General features: G+C 47.6%; 14 protein-coding genes and 1 pseudogene. 4 read left to right on the forward strand and 11 right to left on the reverse strand.

Annotated features, from left to right (window positions below; genetic code table 11):
• Positions 1–28: 28 nt before the first annotated feature.
• The 3 genes from pabB to CMR00_02335 are packed head-to-tail and all read right to left on the reverse strand — an operon-like array spanning position 29 to position 3,108.
• The gene (pabB, locus tag CMR00_02325; GenBank protein ID PIO48936.1) at positions 29–1,954 is read right to left on the reverse strand and encodes an aminodeoxychorismate synthase, component I; all 1,926 of its coding nucleotides are present in this window, start codon (positions 1,952–1,954) and stop codon (positions 29–31) included.
• Positions 1,882–2,442: a hypothetical protein gene (locus CMR00_02330; GenBank protein ID PIO48937.1), complete on the reverse strand. Its 561-nt coding sequence runs from the start codon at positions 2,440–2,442 to the stop codon at positions 1,882–1,884. Before CMR00_02330 ends, pabB begins: the two co-directional genes overlap by 73 nt.
• An 18-nt stretch (positions 2,443–2,460) precedes the next feature.
• Complete coding sequence (locus CMR00_02335) at positions 2,461–3,108, reverse strand: hypothetical protein (protein ID PIO48938.1); 648 nt, start codon at positions 3,106–3,108, stop codon at positions 2,461–2,463.
• Between the two features lie 136 nt (positions 3,109–3,244).
• On the opposite strand from CMR00_02335, the gene rpmG reads away from it, so the two are divergent.
• The 4 genes from rpmG to CMR00_02355 are packed head-to-tail and all read left to right on the forward strand — an operon-like array spanning position 3,245 to position 6,427.
• Positions 3,245–3,427 (forward strand): 50S ribosomal protein L33, encoded by a 183-nt coding sequence (rpmG, locus tag CMR00_02340; GenBank protein ID PIO48939.1) that lies wholly within the window; start codon positions 3,245–3,247, stop codon positions 3,425–3,427.
• A 47-nt stretch (positions 3,428–3,474) separates the two neighbouring features.
• Complete coding sequence (locus CMR00_02345) at positions 3,475–3,792, forward strand: hypothetical protein (GenBank protein PIO48940.1); 318 nt, start codon at positions 3,475–3,477, stop codon at positions 3,790–3,792.
• Positions 3,774–5,312 carry a hypothetical protein gene (locus CMR00_02350; GenBank protein PIO48941.1) on the forward strand — a complete coding sequence of 513 codons (1,539 nt, stop codon included), beginning with the start codon at positions 3,774–3,776 and terminating at the stop codon, positions 5,310–5,312. Before CMR00_02345 ends, CMR00_02350 begins: the two co-directional genes overlap by 19 nt.
• Positions 5,312–6,427 (forward strand): hypothetical protein, encoded by a 1,116-nt coding sequence (locus CMR00_02355; GenBank protein PIO48942.1) that lies wholly within the window; start codon positions 5,312–5,314, stop codon positions 6,425–6,427. The genes CMR00_02350 and CMR00_02355 overlap by 1 nt, the downstream gene beginning before the upstream one ends.
• 3 nt (positions 6,428–6,430) lie before the next feature.
• Here the strand turns inward: CMR00_02355 and CMR00_02360 are convergent, their stop codons facing one another.
• The 8 genes and pseudogenes from CMR00_02360 to egtD all read right to left on the reverse strand — a co-directional run bounded on the left by CMR00_02360 (position 6,431) and on the right by egtD (position 16,471).
• The gene (locus tag CMR00_02360; protein PIO48943.1) at positions 6,431–7,075 is read right to left on the reverse strand and encodes an imidazoleglycerol-phosphate dehydratase; all 645 of its coding nucleotides are present in this window, start codon (positions 7,073–7,075) and stop codon (positions 6,431–6,433) included.
• Positions 7,072–8,259 (reverse strand): AAA family ATPase, encoded by a 1,188-nt coding sequence (locus tag CMR00_02365; GenBank protein ID PIO48944.1) that lies wholly within the window; start codon positions 8,257–8,259, stop codon positions 7,072–7,074. The genes CMR00_02360 and CMR00_02365 overlap by 4 nt, the downstream gene beginning before the upstream one ends.
• 74 nt (positions 8,260–8,333) lie before the next feature.
• Positions 8,334–11,426 carry a hypothetical protein gene (locus tag CMR00_02370; GenBank protein PIO48945.1) on the reverse strand — a complete coding sequence of 1,031 codons (3,093 nt, stop codon included), beginning with the start codon at positions 11,424–11,426 and terminating at the stop codon, positions 8,334–8,336.
• A gap of 78 nt (positions 11,427–11,504) precedes the next feature.
• Positions 11,505–12,350, reverse strand: coding sequence for a DUF58 domain-containing protein (locus CMR00_02375; protein ID PIO48975.1), 846 nt, complete (start codon positions 12,348–12,350; stop codon positions 11,505–11,507).
• Between the two features lie 95 nt (positions 12,351–12,445).
• Positions 12,446–12,901 (reverse strand): hypothetical protein, encoded by a 456-nt coding sequence (locus CMR00_02380; protein ID PIO48946.1) that lies wholly within the window; start codon positions 12,899–12,901, stop codon positions 12,446–12,448.
• Positions 12,834–14,258: a hypothetical protein gene (locus tag CMR00_02385; protein PIO48947.1), complete on the reverse strand. Its 1,425-nt coding sequence runs from the start codon at positions 14,256–14,258 to the stop codon at positions 12,834–12,836. Before CMR00_02385 ends, CMR00_02380 begins: the two co-directional genes overlap by 68 nt.
• Positions 14,259–14,306: 48 nt before the next feature.
• Positions 14,307–15,364: pseudogene (locus CMR00_02390) on the reverse strand (peptide ABC transporter substrate-binding protein).
• A gap of 102 nt (positions 15,365–15,466) precedes the next feature.
• Positions 15,467–16,471: an L-histidine N(alpha)-methyltransferase gene (gene egtD, locus CMR00_02395; GenBank protein PIO48948.1), complete on the reverse strand. Its 1,005-nt coding sequence runs from the start codon at positions 16,469–16,471 to the stop codon at positions 15,467–15,469.
• Positions 16,472–16,478: the final 7 nt, after the last annotated feature.

Here is a 16,478-nt window from a genome sequence, read left to right on the forward strand (position 1 = left end):
GAAGCTATTTTGGTTTGTATGTGCAGCCCTATAAATAAACCTCACAGAGCTCAACTTGACGCAAGCCGCGCACAGAGTTGCATAGCCACACTTCATCAGCTGTAAGTAAATCGCTCAAAACAAGCACATGTTCCTTCGCATTAGAGTGCGTTTGCAAAAAGTGCTGGCGATAAATTCCGTTCAAGACGCCACAAGAAAGCGGGGGTGTCAGATACCATTCACCTTTTTTGATGATGACATTGTGAATTGCACCCTCGGTAAGCTCACCACGCTCGTTGAAGAAAAGTACATCGACAAAGCCTTGCTCCAGAGCTTTGCGATACATCGTGTCATAAAGCCTGCGCTGCGTGGTCTTATGCCGATAAAATTTATCCTGAGACGATGTATGCTCGTGCGCCAGTGCAACTTTGTAGCAAGTGTCGGTATCTTGTGCTAACTCGTTGTGTTGGCAAAAGCACTGTCCATGCTGGTTTAGACGCAAGCGCACGCGGTAGGCTTTTTCGGGCAAGAAAGAACGTGCAAGCGCTGTAAGGTGCTGCTCAATTTCAGCTTGGTTGAATGCAAATCCAAAATAGCGTGATGAATCGGCTAAACGGGCAAGATGTTCAGCAAGAAATACATAACGCCCGTCCCAAAGTATGGTCTCAAGTAGCTCAAAGTCTTGAGCTGGCACTGTAAAAAACTTAGCTTTGAGCATGCATTCCTCAAACTCTTGACGCGCATCGGAATCCCACACAATACCGCTACCGACACCAAATTCACCATGATGCTTATGCAAAACTGCGGTACGAATCGCCACATTGAAGAGCGCTTCGCGCTCTGGTGAAATGAATCCAATTGCGCCTGTATAGCTTCCACGCGGTGATTGTTCCAATTCATGAATGATTTGCATGGCACGAATTTTAGGAGCACCTGTAATTGAGCCACATGGAAAAATGGCTTTGAAAAGCTCCAGGTAGGTTGTGCTCTCGTGCAACTCCGCTTCTAGTGTTGAAGTCATCTGCAAGAGTGTTTCGTATCGCTCTACTTCAAATAGACGTGGGGCACGAACGCTACCGAGTTTGGCAAGCCGACCTAAGTCGTTACGAATCAGGTCCACAATCATCAAGTTTTCAGCACGATTTTTGGCATCGCTTTGCAGAGCGAGTGCAAGTGTGTCGTCTTCGTCATTGGTTAAGCCCCGCTGACTTGTACCTTTCATGGGCTTGCAGAAAAGACGTGTGCTGCATCGACGAAAGAAAAGTTCAGGCGAAAACGATAGCGCTGTGATACAGCGTATTTGAACAACGGCACTGTATGCAACGCGCTGCTTTTGTTTGAGCGATTGATAGAGCGCAAGCGGCGAGCCTTCAAAATGAAAACGAAACTTCGTCGTAAAATTGATTTGATAGACATCGCCGGCGCAAATGTAAGCCTGAATGCGTGCGATATTTTGCAAATAAGTTTGCTCTAATGTCTCAAGGTGAAAGTCACGAACAGCAAAACACGCATCGAGCGGTGCAGCAGTTAGACGATGCGCATGACTTGCACATGTGCCTGTGTGGTGATTGAAAATGATTGGCGACGCATAGACCTCAAACCAGACAAGCGGATACGGCAAATGCACTTGCACATGTTGAAACTGTGCTTCAAAAGCAAAGCCAGCTTCGTAGGCTAAGTAACCAGCAATGAAATAGCCCTGATGTAGGAAATCTTCGAGTTGAAGAAGAAGTGGCTCAACTTCATGGAGTTGGTAAGCTGCAAGTGTGGTCAGCGGTTCAATGAAAAGAAAAGAACGGAAGTTTTCGCTGTCGAATCGCGTGGTCTCCAAGAGCACAGCATCGGGTGCCGCTCTGAGTGTGGAATAGAACGCATCAGGAAGTGCGGTGTAGTGGGTGCTGTTCACTGCGAGAAGTTGTAATATGGCGAAATCATCACATAGACCAGCACGCCAGTTACGGCGACATAAAACCAAAGCGGCAGTGTCCAGCGTGCGATTTTCTTATGCTTGTCAAATTCGCCACGCCATGAGCGTGCAATCGTAAAGAGAGCAAGCGGTAGGATAATTGCAGCTAAAACAATGTGCGTGATGAGCACAAAGAAATAGACATAGCGAATTAGCCCTTCGCCTCCGAACTTTGTTGCAGGCGCTTGCGAGTGATAAATCACGTATGAGATGAGAAAGATACTCGAGAGCACAAAGGTGCTAACCATCAAGGTTTTGTGCAGTGCGATGTTTCTACTGCGAATGGCAAGGTAGGCAGCAACTAAAAACACGGCGCATGTGCCGTTGATAAACGCATGAAATTTTGGCAAGTATGCGACATTGATGCCACTTTCAAATGCCAGAGCTTGTGGGAAAAAAATAAGGAACGCTACAAGACTGACAACCACAAGTGAAAGTGTATAGACAATCAGCGAGAGCGTTTTTTCACTTGCTTGCTTGAGATTCAAAGTTGGCATTGGCTTTACTTCGTTTGGTTAGTTTTGCGATTCAGTCATCTTGTGTGCTTTCTGACGCGCTTCAGCTTCTTCGGCAATGAAAGGCTTTGCAAGTTCGCGCACTTGCGTCTTCAAAACCGAGATACTGGCGTTGTCATTGTAGCTAAAATATCCACGAATTTGTCCATCTTGATCAATCAGAATCAGTTTTGTACTGTGTCCTGACGGCAAGTTTTCTGCAGGGAGCATAAAGCCTTTTTCTGAAAGTGCAATGACACTATCAATTGGACCATGCAAGAATTTCCAGCGCGTGTCGGTTACGCCATGTGCGGCAGCGTATGCTTTGAGCACTTCGAGCGTATCATGACCGGGATCGACTGTAACGGAGACGAACTGAATTCGGTTGGAGGCCGCATACAGGTTGTAGAGTTCAGCCATTTGCTTGGTCATGATTGGGCAGGCGCCGGGGCAGCGTGTAAAGAAAAAATCAAAAATGGTGATTTTGCCAAGCAAGTCTTTTTCCGTAAAAGGCAAGCCATCCTGATCACGCATAGTAAAAGGTGGCACTTTAGCTATGACTGGAATTTCTTGGCGCGAAAAATTTGCGCTTTGAATAGCAAATACGGCAATGCCCGTGATAGTGACAACGCTAATGCCAAGAAAAAGAACCGTGCGATTGAGGTTCATACTACTGAGTTTATACTGATGACTGATGTATTGCGTTAGAGCTCAAATTTAACTTTTGTGGAAAAATTAAGAAAGACTATATTTGACGCTCATTTTTGAGACCAACACCAAACCAACACCAAACTAAGCAATAACTATGGCTGCAAAGAAAGGCAACCGTGTCGTCATTACGCTAGAGTGCACAGAGGCTCGCAAGGAAGGCAAGACGCCGTCGCGCTACACAACTGAGAAAAACAAGCGTAACGACACCGAGCGGCTTGAACTCATGAAATACAATCCTTACCTCAAGCGCCGCACGCTGCACAAAGAAGTCAAGTAAGCACAGGTCAAGTATGCATAGCAAGTTTGTAAAAGCTTACTAGAACCGTGATAGGCGTAACACTCTACGCCTTTTTTTTTACATTTGCTCAATTTTACTGTTTATCATCGCGCCGTATGCCACGTCGAGATACGCAATCCCCAATCGTTCCGATTTGTTTTGCGATACTTGCCCTTGTGCTGCTTTTTTCTACTCCACAGTTTGCACAGGATGTTCAGCCGCCGCGCAAAGTCGATAAGCTCAGCTTTATTTCCAAGACCACATGCGGTGTTGATGCATTTTTGGAAAAGCGACCAGAGGCTGATGGACGAGGCGTAATCATCGTCATTCTCGACACAGGGTCGATATGGGGATTGAAGGTTTGAAGAAAACATCTCTCGGTACAACCAAAGTCATTGATGTGCAAGATTTTTCGGGTGCAGGTGATGTACGACTCATCAAGGCAAAAGTCGTAGAAAAAGCAGGTACACTTGAGGTGCTGGATACTTTGAGTGGCTTGCGGCTCAGCGGCATTGAAGCCTTGCCAAAACCAAGTGATGGCGCTTATTTGATTGGGGCGTTCAAGGAACTGCGGTTGCAAAATGGGGAAGTGCCAGATGTGGATGGCGATAGTAAGTCGGAGACGGTGTTTGGGGTGCTAGCCTATCGTGTTCAAGATGGTGCAATTGCTTTCGTGGATACCAATGCAGATGGCAATCTTGCTGATGAAAAACCACTGCGGAGCTACAAAGAACGCTTCGATACCTTCACGTTTGCCCAGAAAGACACAACGAAACTGCCTGTTATGACCTGTGCATTGAACATTTTTCTTGATGAGTTGCGTGTTGTCTTACACTTTGATGATGGGGCACACGGCTCACATGTGGCAGGCATTGCTGCGGGGTACAACATTTATGCAACGCCAACGCAGCCGGGCTACAACGGCATTGCGCCGGGTGCGGAATTGGTGAGCTTGAAAATCAGTGACGGGGCAATCGGTCAGCTGAGCACAACAGGCAGTATGAAGAAAGCCTACGACTATGCGGCGCGTCTTGCGCTGTTGCAGCCTAAGCCTGTGGTGGTCAATATGAGCTTTGGTGTGGCATCGGAACTTGAGAGCAATGCGGACATGGAAAAGTATTTGGATTCGCTACTGGAAGCTACGCCAAATCTATATGTTGTTGTCTCAAATGGCAATGAAGGTCCGGGCATTTCATCGACGGGCTTACCTGCAGCTGCCTCACGGGTGATTTCAGTTGGGGCGTTACTCAACCGTGATATTGCGCGTGATGCGTACAATTTAGACCAGCGAGAGCATAGCATTTGGAATTTTAGCAGTCGTGGCGCAGAGACGGCAAAGCCAGACTTAGTGGCGCCCGGCTCAGCATTTTCTACGGTGCCGAACCATTCGCAAATGCCGCTGATGAGTGGCACAAGCATGGCGTCACCGCATGTAGCAGGCGCAATTGCACTATTGCTGAGTGCCTTGCTTAAAGAAGACCCTGAGGGTGTACGCGCAGGGTACTATTCCCAACGCGTCATCAAACAAGCCTTGCGTGCGTCGGCGCGTCCGTTGAGCGCAGCACTAGCGTACAGCGAACTTGACTATGGGGCTGGATTGCTTAATGTGCCACGTGCGCTGGAAGCCTTGCAGAGCTATCGCAAGAGTGGCTTTGCTGAACAGATGATTGATTACACCGTGCGTGTGGCTTCAGCGGTTCATGGCACAGAATACGCTACGCCTGCTGCCTATCACCGCAGCACAGTAATTCCCGAAGCCGAAGTCTTTCAAGTTCTGCCGAAATTTCCGCCGAAGGTAAGGACAGTTGAACAAGAAAATTTTTTCCGCATCTTCGAACTTCGCTCTACTGCGCCATGGCTAAAACTTCCACAAAAAATGTCGTGATGCGCGGCAGCGCTGGAACAAACATTCGCGTCATCTACGACCGCACAAAACTCAAAAATCCTGGCGTCTATCATGGCAAAGTCATAGCAACACGACGTGCAGCGAATTCCAAATTTCCCGAAGTCGAGTTCGAGCTGCACAATACGCTGGTTGTGCCCTACACCTTTGGCGATGAAGGCTTTATGAGTTTTTCACGACAAACGCTCAGAGCGGGTGAAATTCGTCGATATTTCTTTGCTGTACCAAAAGGGGCATCTGCACTTAATGTTACAGTGCTAAGCGAGAAAGGGTTTGCGTGCGATGTCTCAGGCGCGGTGATTTCGCCAAGAGGTGCCGTTGTTACGCCCATTCCACGCATTGGCGACGGTGAGACACAGTCTGGCGTGAGTGTCGTGCGAGAGCTTGAGGCAGGCGTCTATGAAGTCGTCTTGCAAGCTGATGCTGATGCAAAAACTGCATCACGCTTTTCCTTGGAAGTTGAAATTGAGCGTGTAACATTCGACATTCAAACGCTAACCCCAACACTGTTGCAAGCCAGTGTCATAAACTCCAACACCAGCATTTCACGCGGCAGCGTTAGCGCAAGAATTGGCAGTTATGTCAAAACCGTTGTAGATACGATTTACGCAGGAAAAATCTACCGTATGCCTGTTCTGCTCGATGAGCGAGATGGCTCTCTGACCATGCGCATTTCAATGAGCAAAGAAGATTACAACAAAAACACAGATATCGGACTTTTGATTGTCGATAGTCTTGGCAGAAAACTTGTGTCACAATCTGTTGATGCAGCAACCGAAGCTGTGCGTCTTGTAAATCCGTATGACAAAGCAGCGCAAGTATTTTTTGAGATTCACTACGGGTTTGCTCATGACACACCTGACACTTATGCGCGACTTGTTATCACAGAAACTCACGGGATTACACCGGTGCTGCTTGAAGCAAGCACAAACACTTCGGTTGAACTGTTGCCCTTTATTCCACAGCGTTTTGAGTGGTGCATTCCTCAATTGCCGCCCCTGCCCAAGGGCTATGTCTATCGTGGCGACCTGCGCTTTGAAGATTTATTCAATCGCTTGAAATCTATACAGCCTTTCACATTACCAGCTTTGCCATAGTGCTCATGCCAGCAAGCCTTTGGTCGAGGCGATTTGATGAGAAGAGATGCGTACAGCCGCACGCATTGCAACAGCAAAGGCTTTAAAGAGCGCTTCAATTTTGTGATGTGTATTTTTGCCGTAGAGAATCTCGAGGTGGATGTTGGCTTTCAAATGCTCCGCCAGGGAGAGAAAGAAGTGTTCAACCATCTCTGTTGCCATATCACTGATTTTGGCGCGAGCAAATTTTGCATTAAAGACAAGATAACTGCGCCCGCTTAAATCCACGACAGCACGCGCAAGCGTCTCATCCATGGGAATGTAAGCGTAGCCATAGCGTTCAATGCCGACCTTATCGCCAAGTGCTTGAGCAAGGGCACGACCTAAAACGATGGCAACATCTTCAACCGTATGGTGGTCATCGACATGCACATCACCAGCGCAAGTCAGTTCAAGGTCAATGTGCGAGTGCTTGGAGAAGAGCTCCAGCATGTGATTGAGAAAATTAATTCCGGTTTGAATCTTGTAGTGCCCTTCGCCATCGAGATTGAGTGAGAGAGAAATATCGGTCTCTTTCGTTTTACGCGAGACTGTAGCGCAGCGCAAGGCGTGAGTGTCTTTGCCGTTTTGTGCAAGTGCTTTGCGAGAAGTTGTATGTGTTGAGTTCATGGATATGTAGGTGAATGACGAGAATCTAAGACTTTACGCTTTTGGTCCAAAATGATGCGCATAGCGCTGGCTAAATCGTCGAAGCGCACAATGTGTTCGCTTTTTGGTCGTGCAGCAACCGTAGCTACAGCAAACAGCAAGGCGTTTTTGACATCTCCGCCCGATGCACCAAGCGAAAGTTCAGCGAGTGTTTCAAAATCCAAATTGGGCTCGAGCGGCAATTGCGGCGGGATGTGAATGCGCCAAATCTCTTTTAGTTGTGCTTTTTCGGGCAGACGAAATTCAATGTGAGCAAGCATGCGGCGCAAAAAAGCAGAATCGTAATTGCCAACCAAATTTGAAGCAAAAATCACCAGACCATTAAAACGGTCAAGTTCGATGAGCGTTGTGCTTCGTGTCAAATTGACACTATGGTCAGCTGATTGCGAGACCTGCGTCAGACGCTTTCCCAAAATTGAATCGGCTTCATCGAAGAAAAGTACAGCGCCTGTGCGCGCAGCTTGGGCAAACGCAGCTTTGATGTTCTTAGGTGTTTCACCCACATACTTAGATTCTAGCTCCGCATAGCTAACCATCAAAATCTCTTTACCCAATGAATTTGCAATGGCTTCAGCGGCAAGCGTCTTGCCTGTGCCGGGCAAACCATAGAAGTTGAGGGCAACTTTTCGCCCTGTTCGATCAATCGATTGCAAATTCCATGTCTCATAAATCAGGCGCTGCTGGTTAATAAGTGTAAGCACATCTTGTAAGGCTCTGCGTGTGGCATCATCTAAGATGAGGCGATCGAGGGAGTAAAGCGGCTTTTGCGGAATGAAATTTTCCAAGCGTTTTTTGATTTCTTCATCAAGGGCTTGAGACGTACCGTTTTGCGCCACCGTGCGTTTTTCTGCAAGTCCGCTTTGTTCCAAGCGGGCTTTGTGCGGATTAAAGTTAAAGGTCATTTCAGGGCGATGAAAGTGCGCACTGAACGTCGCTTTATCCAGCATTTTGCGTAAGCCTGCAACAAAAGCATTCGTGAGTGCACTTTCCAATTCGCGCGATGAATCCTTGCCTTCAGCAGCACAAGCTGGACAATACAGCATCGGTAAGCCTTCAAGCTTTGCGTTCAGGTCGGCAATGTGCTTAACACCACGATAGGAAAGCACCAGCGGCACCTTGTGGATTGGACAAATCTCAGCAGACATTCATTATGCGCTTCAAAGTTTTTCTTTAGACTCTAAAAAAAACCTAACCTGTTCGTTAAAGGTTGCGACGCTCGTCACTTTATCAGCACCATTTTTTTGGTTTCCACAAAATTTCCGGCTTGCAGTCGATAGAAATATACACCGCTTGAGAGAGCTTTGTTGCCAGCAGAAAACAGCACGCTGTATTGACCTGCAGCTTGTCGAGCATTCACTAGTGTGGCAACTTCACGACCTAAGACGTCAAAGACTTTCAAGCTTACTGTGGTGGCTTGTGGCAGTTGATAGCGAATGGTTGTTGTCGGATTGAAGGGATTGGGATAATTCTGCTCCAACACAAAGGCTTGCGGTACAGTTTTGGTGTCTTGCTCTGCCGAGAGTGGATTTTGAATAACCACGGCATCGGGCGTTGTGGAGAGCGTAAAAATTGCTGAGCCAAACGGAGCGAGAGTAATTGTAACTGCACTAAGCTCTGAGCCTCGCACTTCTCGGCGCGTATTGTCGTAGAGATTGTTGAGAAAATAGGTTGCATTGTCTTGAATGCCGCCGGTGAAAAGGACGGCACCAGCTGTGCGCAGGTTGAGCGTTGCAGTTTGCGCTTGGTCAGAGAAATTGACGACCGTGAGCCCGTTTTGATTTTCAAAAGGACGTGTGAAAGCGTAGATAAAATTGTTGTTGTTTGTGGGAATGAGTCGCTGCAAGGATTGGGTCCAGAATGCAGGGAATTGTGCGCGAATATGCGCTAAGCGTTGGTAGTGCGGCATGAGCAAGGTGCGTCCAAAGTGATTCCAGTTGACGACACCACGACGACGCACGTTAAGATCGGGCTCACCTAAGTTGGTAGCAGATGTGGGAAAGCCTGCGCCGACTTCTTGACCAGTGTAGAGCAAGGGATGTCCGGGTGCTGTAAAGATTACGCTTGCCATAGCCATGGTGCGCCGATATGCCGTGAGCGTGTCGGGTGTGCGATATAAAAACGCAATGCGATCTTCATCTTTGTTTTCCAAAAAGCGCATGTAGTAAGAATTAGGTCCGGGATAGAACCCGTTGTTGAAGAGTTCGTTGTGTAGTGTGTTAATGGCTTGCGGTGTGAAGTTGAAGGGGCGAATTGCGCCGCCATAGAGTTTCCAGTCATAGCCGGCATCAGCGCCGCCACGCAAGCCCCCCGATTCATGATCTGCAAAGATGGTCTCGCTGCCAATTCCTGTACCATCTGACTCAGCAAGTAAGTAAATGTCGCCTTTAATGCGCTTGAGTTCTCGGCGGAGAAACTCATCAAAGTTTGCTCTACCATTTCGCCGATGCGGTCCCCAATAGATATCAAAACGAAAGCCATCGAGATCAAACTCTTTGAGCCAATACTTATAGACATCAAGCATAGCGTGGCGCGCATCGAGATCGCTCCACTCGAAATTGAGCAAGGCTTGACTAAACCCGCCATAATACACGAAGCCTGCAGCGTCAGTGCCCCAGCCTAATCCGTTGGTGTTCGTCCCCGGTCCTGAAGTTGGAATCGTGCGTTGATACCATGTAAAGTAGGGTGAGCGTCTGCCCAAGGTGCGTGCACTGACCGCCCAGGGATGATTGCGTCCTGTGTGGTTTGGCGTAACATCAACAATAACCTTCAAGCCTAAACGGTGAGCTTCTGTGACAAAGTCTTTGAAATCTTGTAGTGTGCCGTAGGTGGAGACAACTGAGTAAAAATCGACGATGTTGTAACCAATCCCGATGCCATTGTCAATGCGGTCGTTGTCAGTTTTCATGACAGGCATAATCCAGATAACATTGAAGCCCATGTTGCGAATGTATTCCAAGCCGCCGGGCGCGCTGCCACGTGCAAGAAGGTCGCGCAAGATGCCCAAGTTTTGATTTGAGGCGGCTTTAGGAAAGAGCAAATAGAGCCGCATTTGGCGTACCCAATCTGGTGAGGTTTCGTAGCGCGGCAAGATCACTTCACCGTTTGCGCGCACAGTAAAATACTGCCGCACGGTATCAGCATTGCCATCTGTATCGCGTGCAATAAGAATGAAAGGATAATCGCCTGCACGCGTCGGCTTAGGAATCGTAACGCTCGCATCGGTTCTGCCCGATAAACCAAGCGCTACGCCGTCAACGTCGCGCCATAAGAACGTAAGCGCCTGACCTTGCGGATCGGTGCTGGCACTTGCCGAAAGCGTAATGCTATTGCCCGAGACGCTTACAGTTGCAACAGCAACCGGCACTTGTGGCACAAATTTCGTTACAACCACACTATCAACAAAAGTCTCGTTGTCAACGCTGGCGCTGACGCGAATGACATTGCGTCCATTTTGCAGTGCAACTGTTCTATCAAAAGAGCCCATGACAACCGCTTGCACTTGTGCTGATGCATTGTTGACGCTGATTTGAACAGTGCTGATGCGATTGTCTGTAACAACACCACCGACATGAAACGAATCTTTGCGCGTTACAAAACTTGGTGATTCAATTTGGATAGGGCGGGCGCGCACTTCAAATTGAATCGAGTCGGTTTGTGTTGCGCCATTTGAAGCGGTTGCAGAAATGCGAAACGTATGCAAGCCATCGGATAAATTGCTCTGTGGCTGATAGGAAAAAATGCCTGTGGCGGCATTGTAGAATGTGTTGGCGTTAGCGATTGGTTGGTTGTCAAGGCTAGCAGAGAGGGAGGTCAGACTAAGATTGCGCGCAAGAAAAATTCCAGCACTTAGCGTTGGACGAGCTACGCGAACGACAAAGCTCTGATTAAAAGGCTGCGAACCACTGGCGTGTGGAAACACTGCAACTTGAAATAAGGTAAGCGGCTCAACGGTGAGAATCGAGTTGTCATTGTCGGCAGCGTTAAAACGTCGGTTGAGCGGATCGGTGCGCCAGCCAGTTACCACACCATTTTCATTGATTTTGTATTGATATGTACCAAGTGGCAGACGAATGACTTTTTCCCACAGTCCAGTCACTGAATTAAACTCTGCTTGTGAGGGCGCGCCAGCGGCGATATTCCCATTTGTGTTAGGTCCCCAGTTGTTGAATTGTCCAGGAAAATGCACACGCGAAGGCGCTGGTGTGCTAAGCGATTGATAACGAAAGAAAATACTGACAGAATCCTGTGCATGTGCAGCAGAAAGGGCAAGAAGAATAAAAAACAGTAGAGCAGAAAGATGAGACCATCGCATAGTGTAATTAGAAATTCTTTTTTGAATTTTTGCTAATCTACAACACAAGCATGTTCGGCAGCAATACGTGCGTGCTTTTTACCCGAGCCTACTGCGTTTTTTGAGGTAAGCTAAAAGCGCAAGGTCAAAAGGCTGATCGGTGCTGATAGGCACATAGTCAATGGCGCTATCGATCAAATTTTGTTTTAAGGCTCGTTCGCGTGCCTCAAAGGCAGCTTTGTAAGCACTTTGCAGTTGGCGCGGGCTTGTCATCAAGCGCTCGCCTGTCTCAAGGTCAATAATTTCTGCATCGCTATCGAAGCTAAAGTCGCGCTCTCTAGGATCAAGAATGTGAAAGGCAATGACTTCATGATGCCGATGTCGGAAGTGTTTGAGTGCAGCGATAAGTTTTTCGGGTGTGTCCCAAAAATCGCTGAGCACCACAATGAAACTACGCTTTTCCAAATACTCTGCAAATTTTTGCAGTGCGGCTGCAGTATGAGTGGTGTTACCGCGTGCTTGCTGTGTAGCTTGGCTGGTTTGATGTAAAATTTTTAGAATCAAATTCTGGTGCGAAGGTTTCAAGCTAGGTGGTAAAAAAGTGTGTAAGGTATTGCTGTAAGTTGTCAGGCTTACCGCATCACGCTGACTGGTCATAAACACAGTGAGTGCGGCAGCAAGATAGCTGGCGTATTCAATTTTCGGCAAAGACACTTTGGACGATGAAAACGCCATTGAACTGGAGACATCGAGCAAAATGTAGCAACGCAAATTTGTCTCTTCTTCATACTGCTTGATGTAATAGCGTCCGGTTCTGCCATAGACGCGCCAATCAATGTGCCGGGTTTCATCGCCGAATGTATATTGGCGATGCTCAGCAAACTCGACGCTAAAGCCGTGATACGGACTTTTGTGTAGCCCTGTAATAAAGCCTTCGACAATCATCTTTGCTTTGAGCTCAATTGTACTCAAGCGTGAGATGACGCTAGGCTGCAAGTATTTGCGATAATCTTCCAACTGCGTCTAAGTTTTGCTTGGCGTTACTTAATAATGATCTCGCGCGGCAATTGTGCAAGCGGCTTAAGCGCAGCACTAAGTGCATTGCTTAACTTGTGCAAGAGACGCTGAAGTTCATCAGCAATATCACTCTGTCCAAAAATTTCCGAAAATAACTGCGCCTTTGCATTAGCTTGCAGGTAATGCCACAGCTGTGCCTGCACATTGTCTTCTTCTGCGTCATCTGCACCAAAAAGCACATCAAAAAACGAAATGCGCTGCGGATATTCAACCAACACGACACTTGCACTTGCATCCAGTTTCGCAAGGTCTTTAGCAACTTCAACAGCGCGATTAAAGCCGCCAAGTTCATCAACCAAGCCAATTTTTTGGGCACTCTCGCCAATCCAGACTCGACCTTGTGCAATAGAATCAACATCTGAGACGGTCATCTTTCGACCTTCGGCAACACGCGCTAAAAAAACGCTGATACCCTTCATTGATTAAGGCATCGGCTTTTTGATAGGCTTCAGGAGAGAGCTTTTCAAACGCATTGAGTGCATCGGCAAACTTGCCGCGTACAAGCACTTGGCGTTTGAGTCCAATATCTTCCTGCAGCTTTTTAATGTTCGGCTTTATTGCAAAAATGCCGATAGAGCCTGTGATGGTCAGTGGGTGCGCAAGAATTTTGTTTGCATCGGCTGAAATCCAATACCCACCTGAAGCAGCGACGCCAGACATTGAAACCACAACCGGCTTTTCAGCTTTAACTTTCAGAATCGCTTGTCCCATTTTATCTGACGCAGTAACAGACCCGCCCGGACTATCCACGCGCAAAATCACGGCTTTGATCGTGTTATCTTTGCGAACACGCTCGAGCGCTTTTTCAATGACTTTATCGCCCACATTATCCTGTCCATCAGGCTGCGGTGAGCCTTTGCCATCGACAATAGTGCCTTGAACATAGACGACTGCAATTTTCTCGCCCTTTTGTTTTTCTGCTGCAGCTTCGAAGGCACGTTGTGAGACAAAGATGTCTTCATCGCGCGTTGCAGAAAACTTTGCTTTGAGTTGCTCTTTGAGATCTTTCATGTAGACAATGCTATCGGCGAGTTTGAATTCAATGCACTGCTTTTCGGAGAAAAATGCTACATCGTTGATGAGGCGACGCACGTCGCTCTCGGAGAGATTGCGCCCCTTACAAATTGCGTCGATGTAGGCTTTGTCAAAAGCATTGAGCAAGGCTTCATCTTGCTCTCGGTCAGCATCGCTTTGGCTATCGCTGATAAAAGGTTCAACGGCACTTTTGTACTTGCCGCGCCGGATAGCTTCAACTTCTACACCAATTTTTTCTAGCGCTGTCTTGAAGTAAAGACTCTCAAAGCTCAAGCCATCAATGAAATAGACGCTGTATGGCTCGAGATAAATTTTGCTGCAAGCTGACGCAAGGTAATAGTCTTTATCGCTGCCGCCGCTGAGATATGCCCAAACTTCTTTGCCCGACTGACGCACGGCGGTGATAGCATCACGCAATTCTGCGAGCTTTGAAAACGGTGCTGAAAGCGCAGAAATTTCCAGTACAATCAACTGAATGCGATTGTCATCTTTCGCACGGTTTAGTGTGCGCAGCGCACTTTGAAATGTAGAAATCGGTTTTTGTGAGCCAAAGGGAGGTACATCAACAAAAATGCGCTCTGGCAACGCCCCACCGATGGACATCATCAGCACGGCTGTTTTTGGAATCTCGGTCTTAGGTTGCAAGGCACGAATAAAAGTGAGCACGCCGAGAAGTCCAAGCAAGATTAAGACAATGAGGAGAATGCGACGAGAGCCACGCTTTGCTGTTTGTTCTGCCATATTGCTAAAAAGTTGGATTAAAGTTTGAAAAATTCTCAATGCACACTGCTACTTTGCAGATACTGAGGCACTGATTTGCATGTCCGGCAAACTTGTTTCATAGAGTAAGCAGCTGACATAGTGTGTGGGATGGTTTGGCAATGCTTGCAACTGTGGCTCAGTGTGTTGGCATAGCGCTTGAGCTTTTGGGCATCTTGGGTGAAAGCGACAACCACTCGGCACGTTGGCTGGACTTGGAATATCGCCAACAAGCACAATGCGCTTGCGCTTGAGCTTAGGGTTTGGTATCGGCACAGCTGAAAGCAGAGCTTCAGTGTAAGGATGTTTGGGCATCTGATAGAGCGTATCGCAGTCGGCAAGTTCAACCAGTTTGCCCAGATACATCACCGCCACACGGTCAGAGATGTGTTCTACAACAGAAAGGTCATGCGCAATGAAGAGATAAGTCAAGCCGAGTGCTTTCTGCAAATCTTGCAAGAGATTGATAATCTGCGACTGAATCGAGACATCGAGTGCGGAGACAGGTTCATCGCAGATGATGAATTTCGGCTCTACAGCTAAGGCACGCGCAATACCCAAGCGCTGACGCTGACCGCCAGAAAATTCATGCGGATATCGATTCAAATACTGCGGGCTAAGTCCGACTTGCTCCAAGAGTTGTGCTGCGCGTTTTTCAGCAGCTTGACCTTCTGCAAGCTGATGCACTTCTAAAACCTCGCGCAGCATTTGTCCTACGGTCAAGCGCGGGTTGAGTGAGCTGAAAGGATCTTGAAAGATGATTTGCATGTCCTTGCGCAGGTGGCGCAATTCTTTGCGACTCAGGGCACGAATGTTTTTGCCCTCAAAGTAAATTTCGCCATCGGTCGCTCAATGAGCCGAAGCAAGCTGCGTCCGACCGTCGTTTTGCCGCAGCCTGACTCACCAACTAAGCCAAGCGTTTCGCCACGCCGAATCGAGAAGGAGACACCATCGACGGCTTTGAGATAGCCAACGGTTTTGGAGAAAATCCCACGACGAATAGGAAAGTAGGTCTTCAAATTTTTGACAACGAGCAAATCGGCTGTGTCTGGTGCCTGTGCCTTCGGTAAATGCGTCAATTCAGACATTTAACTGAGAACTAAGATGCCATTGATTGGTTAGGAGAAAAATAAAGCATTTGGCACAACTTTGTATAGGAGAAGAAACAACTGGCATCAAAGAGTACAAGATTAGACGGCGCGCCAGAGCGAATCGACAAATTGACGTTTGCTGTCGTAGAAATTCTCAATGCGTGCAAAGCCAGCGGCTTTGGCAAAATGGTCAATATCACGCTCAGAGTATTTAAACGAGTACTCAGTATGAATAGGCTCAAAAGCATCGAAGGTGAATGATTGCCTGGCAGTTTCAATCCAGACGGTCTGCGCGATTTTGCTGATAAGATAACTTTCCATAGCGCCAAGCGTGGGATTATAGGTTGCATAATGCTCAAAGGTGTTGAGATCGAAGGTGGCACCAAGTTCGCGGTTGAGTCTTCTTAACAAATTGAAGTTAAACTCGCGTGTAACGCCAGCACTGTCACTGTAGGCGCGAATGAGTGTAGGAATATCTTTTTTGAGATCGAAGCCAATGAGCAAATCATCTCCGGTTTGCAACGAGCGACGCAAGTGTTTGAGAAATCTCAGTGCCTGCTCTTGGGTAAAATTGCCAATGTTAGAGCCCAAGAAGAGTACAACCGTTCTTTGTCGTGTCAGTTTGTGTAACTGTCTCAAACCGTGAAAATATTCGCCGGCAATGCCGTGAATATGCAGTTTTGGAAATCGTGTAGAAAGGCTTTGTGTAAGTATCTCGAGAGCATGCTCTGAGATGTCGATAGGAGCATAAAAGAATTTTTTTTGTTCTTGCAGCAAGTATTCAATAAGCAGGCTTGTCTTGCTACCATCACCGGCGCCAAGTTCTACGAGTGTGAAAGGTGCATTAGCCACGAGCGAGACAATGCGTGCGCGATGTTGCTCTAAAATTTCTGCTTCAGCACGCGTTAGGTAATACTCTGGCAGCGACATGATTTTCTGAAAAAGTCGGCTGCCTCTATCGTCATAGAAGTATTTGCTAGGCAGGCGTTTAGGTGAAGCGGAAAGTCCTTTGAGGACATCATAGAGCAGCTTACTTTGGGCGTGTTGCTCGTGCTGCGTTTGCGTGGCAGCGATTTTGCGAATCGTGTTAGCAGAAGTATTCATGCTTAGT

Source organism: [Chlorobium] sp. 445 (assembly GCA_002763895.1).
Lineage (GTDB): Bacteria > Bacteroidota > Chlorobiia > Chlorobiales > Thermochlorobacteraceae > Thermochlorobacter.

What these genes read in the sequence shown, in the direction of transcription:
- CMR00_02330 (PIO48937.1), bottom strand. Translation starts at nt 2,442, where the DNA reads ATGCCAACTTTGAATCTCAAGCAAGCAAGTGAAAAAACGCTCTCGCTG.
- CMR00_02335 (PIO48938.1), bottom strand. Translation starts at nt 3,108, where the DNA reads ATGAACCTCAATCGCACGGTTCTTTTTCTTGGCATTAGCGTTGTCACT.
- rpmG (PIO48939.1), top strand. Translation starts at nt 3,245, where the DNA reads ATGGCTGCAAAGAAAGGCAACCGTGTCGTCATTACGCTAGAGTGCACA.
- CMR00_02350 (PIO48941.1), top strand. Translation starts at nt 3,774, where the DNA reads ATGGGGATTGAAGGTTTGAAGAAAACATCTCTCGGTACAACCAAAGTC.
- CMR00_02355 (PIO48942.1), top strand. Translation starts at nt 5,312, where the DNA reads ATGCGCGGCAGCGCTGGAACAAACATTCGCGTCATCTACGACCGCACA.
- CMR00_02360 (PIO48943.1), bottom strand. Translation starts at nt 7,075, where the DNA reads ATGAACTCAACACATACAACTTCTCGCAAAGCACTTGCACAAAACGGC.
- CMR00_02365 (PIO48944.1), bottom strand. Translation starts at nt 8,259, where the DNA reads ATGTCTGCTGAGATTTGTCCAATCCACAAGGTGCCGCTGGTGCTTTCC.
- CMR00_02370 (PIO48945.1), bottom strand. Translation starts at nt 11,426, where the DNA reads ATGCGATGGTCTCATCTTTCTGCTCTACTGTTTTTTATTCTTCTTGCC.
- CMR00_02375 (PIO48975.1), bottom strand. Translation starts at nt 12,350, where the DNA reads ATGATTGTCGAAGGCTTTATTACAGGGCTACACAAAAGTCCGTATCAC.
- CMR00_02380 (PIO48946.1), bottom strand. Translation starts at nt 12,901, where the DNA reads ATGAAGGGTATCAGCGTTTTTTTAGCGCGTGTTGCCGAAGGTCGAAAG.
- CMR00_02385 (PIO48947.1), bottom strand. Translation starts at nt 14,258, where the DNA reads ATGGCAGAACAAACAGCAAAGCGTGGCTCTCGTCGCATTCTCCTCATT.
- egtD (PIO48948.1), bottom strand. Translation starts at nt 16,471, where the DNA reads ATGAATACTTCTGCTAACACGATTCGCAAAATCGCTGCCACGCAAACG.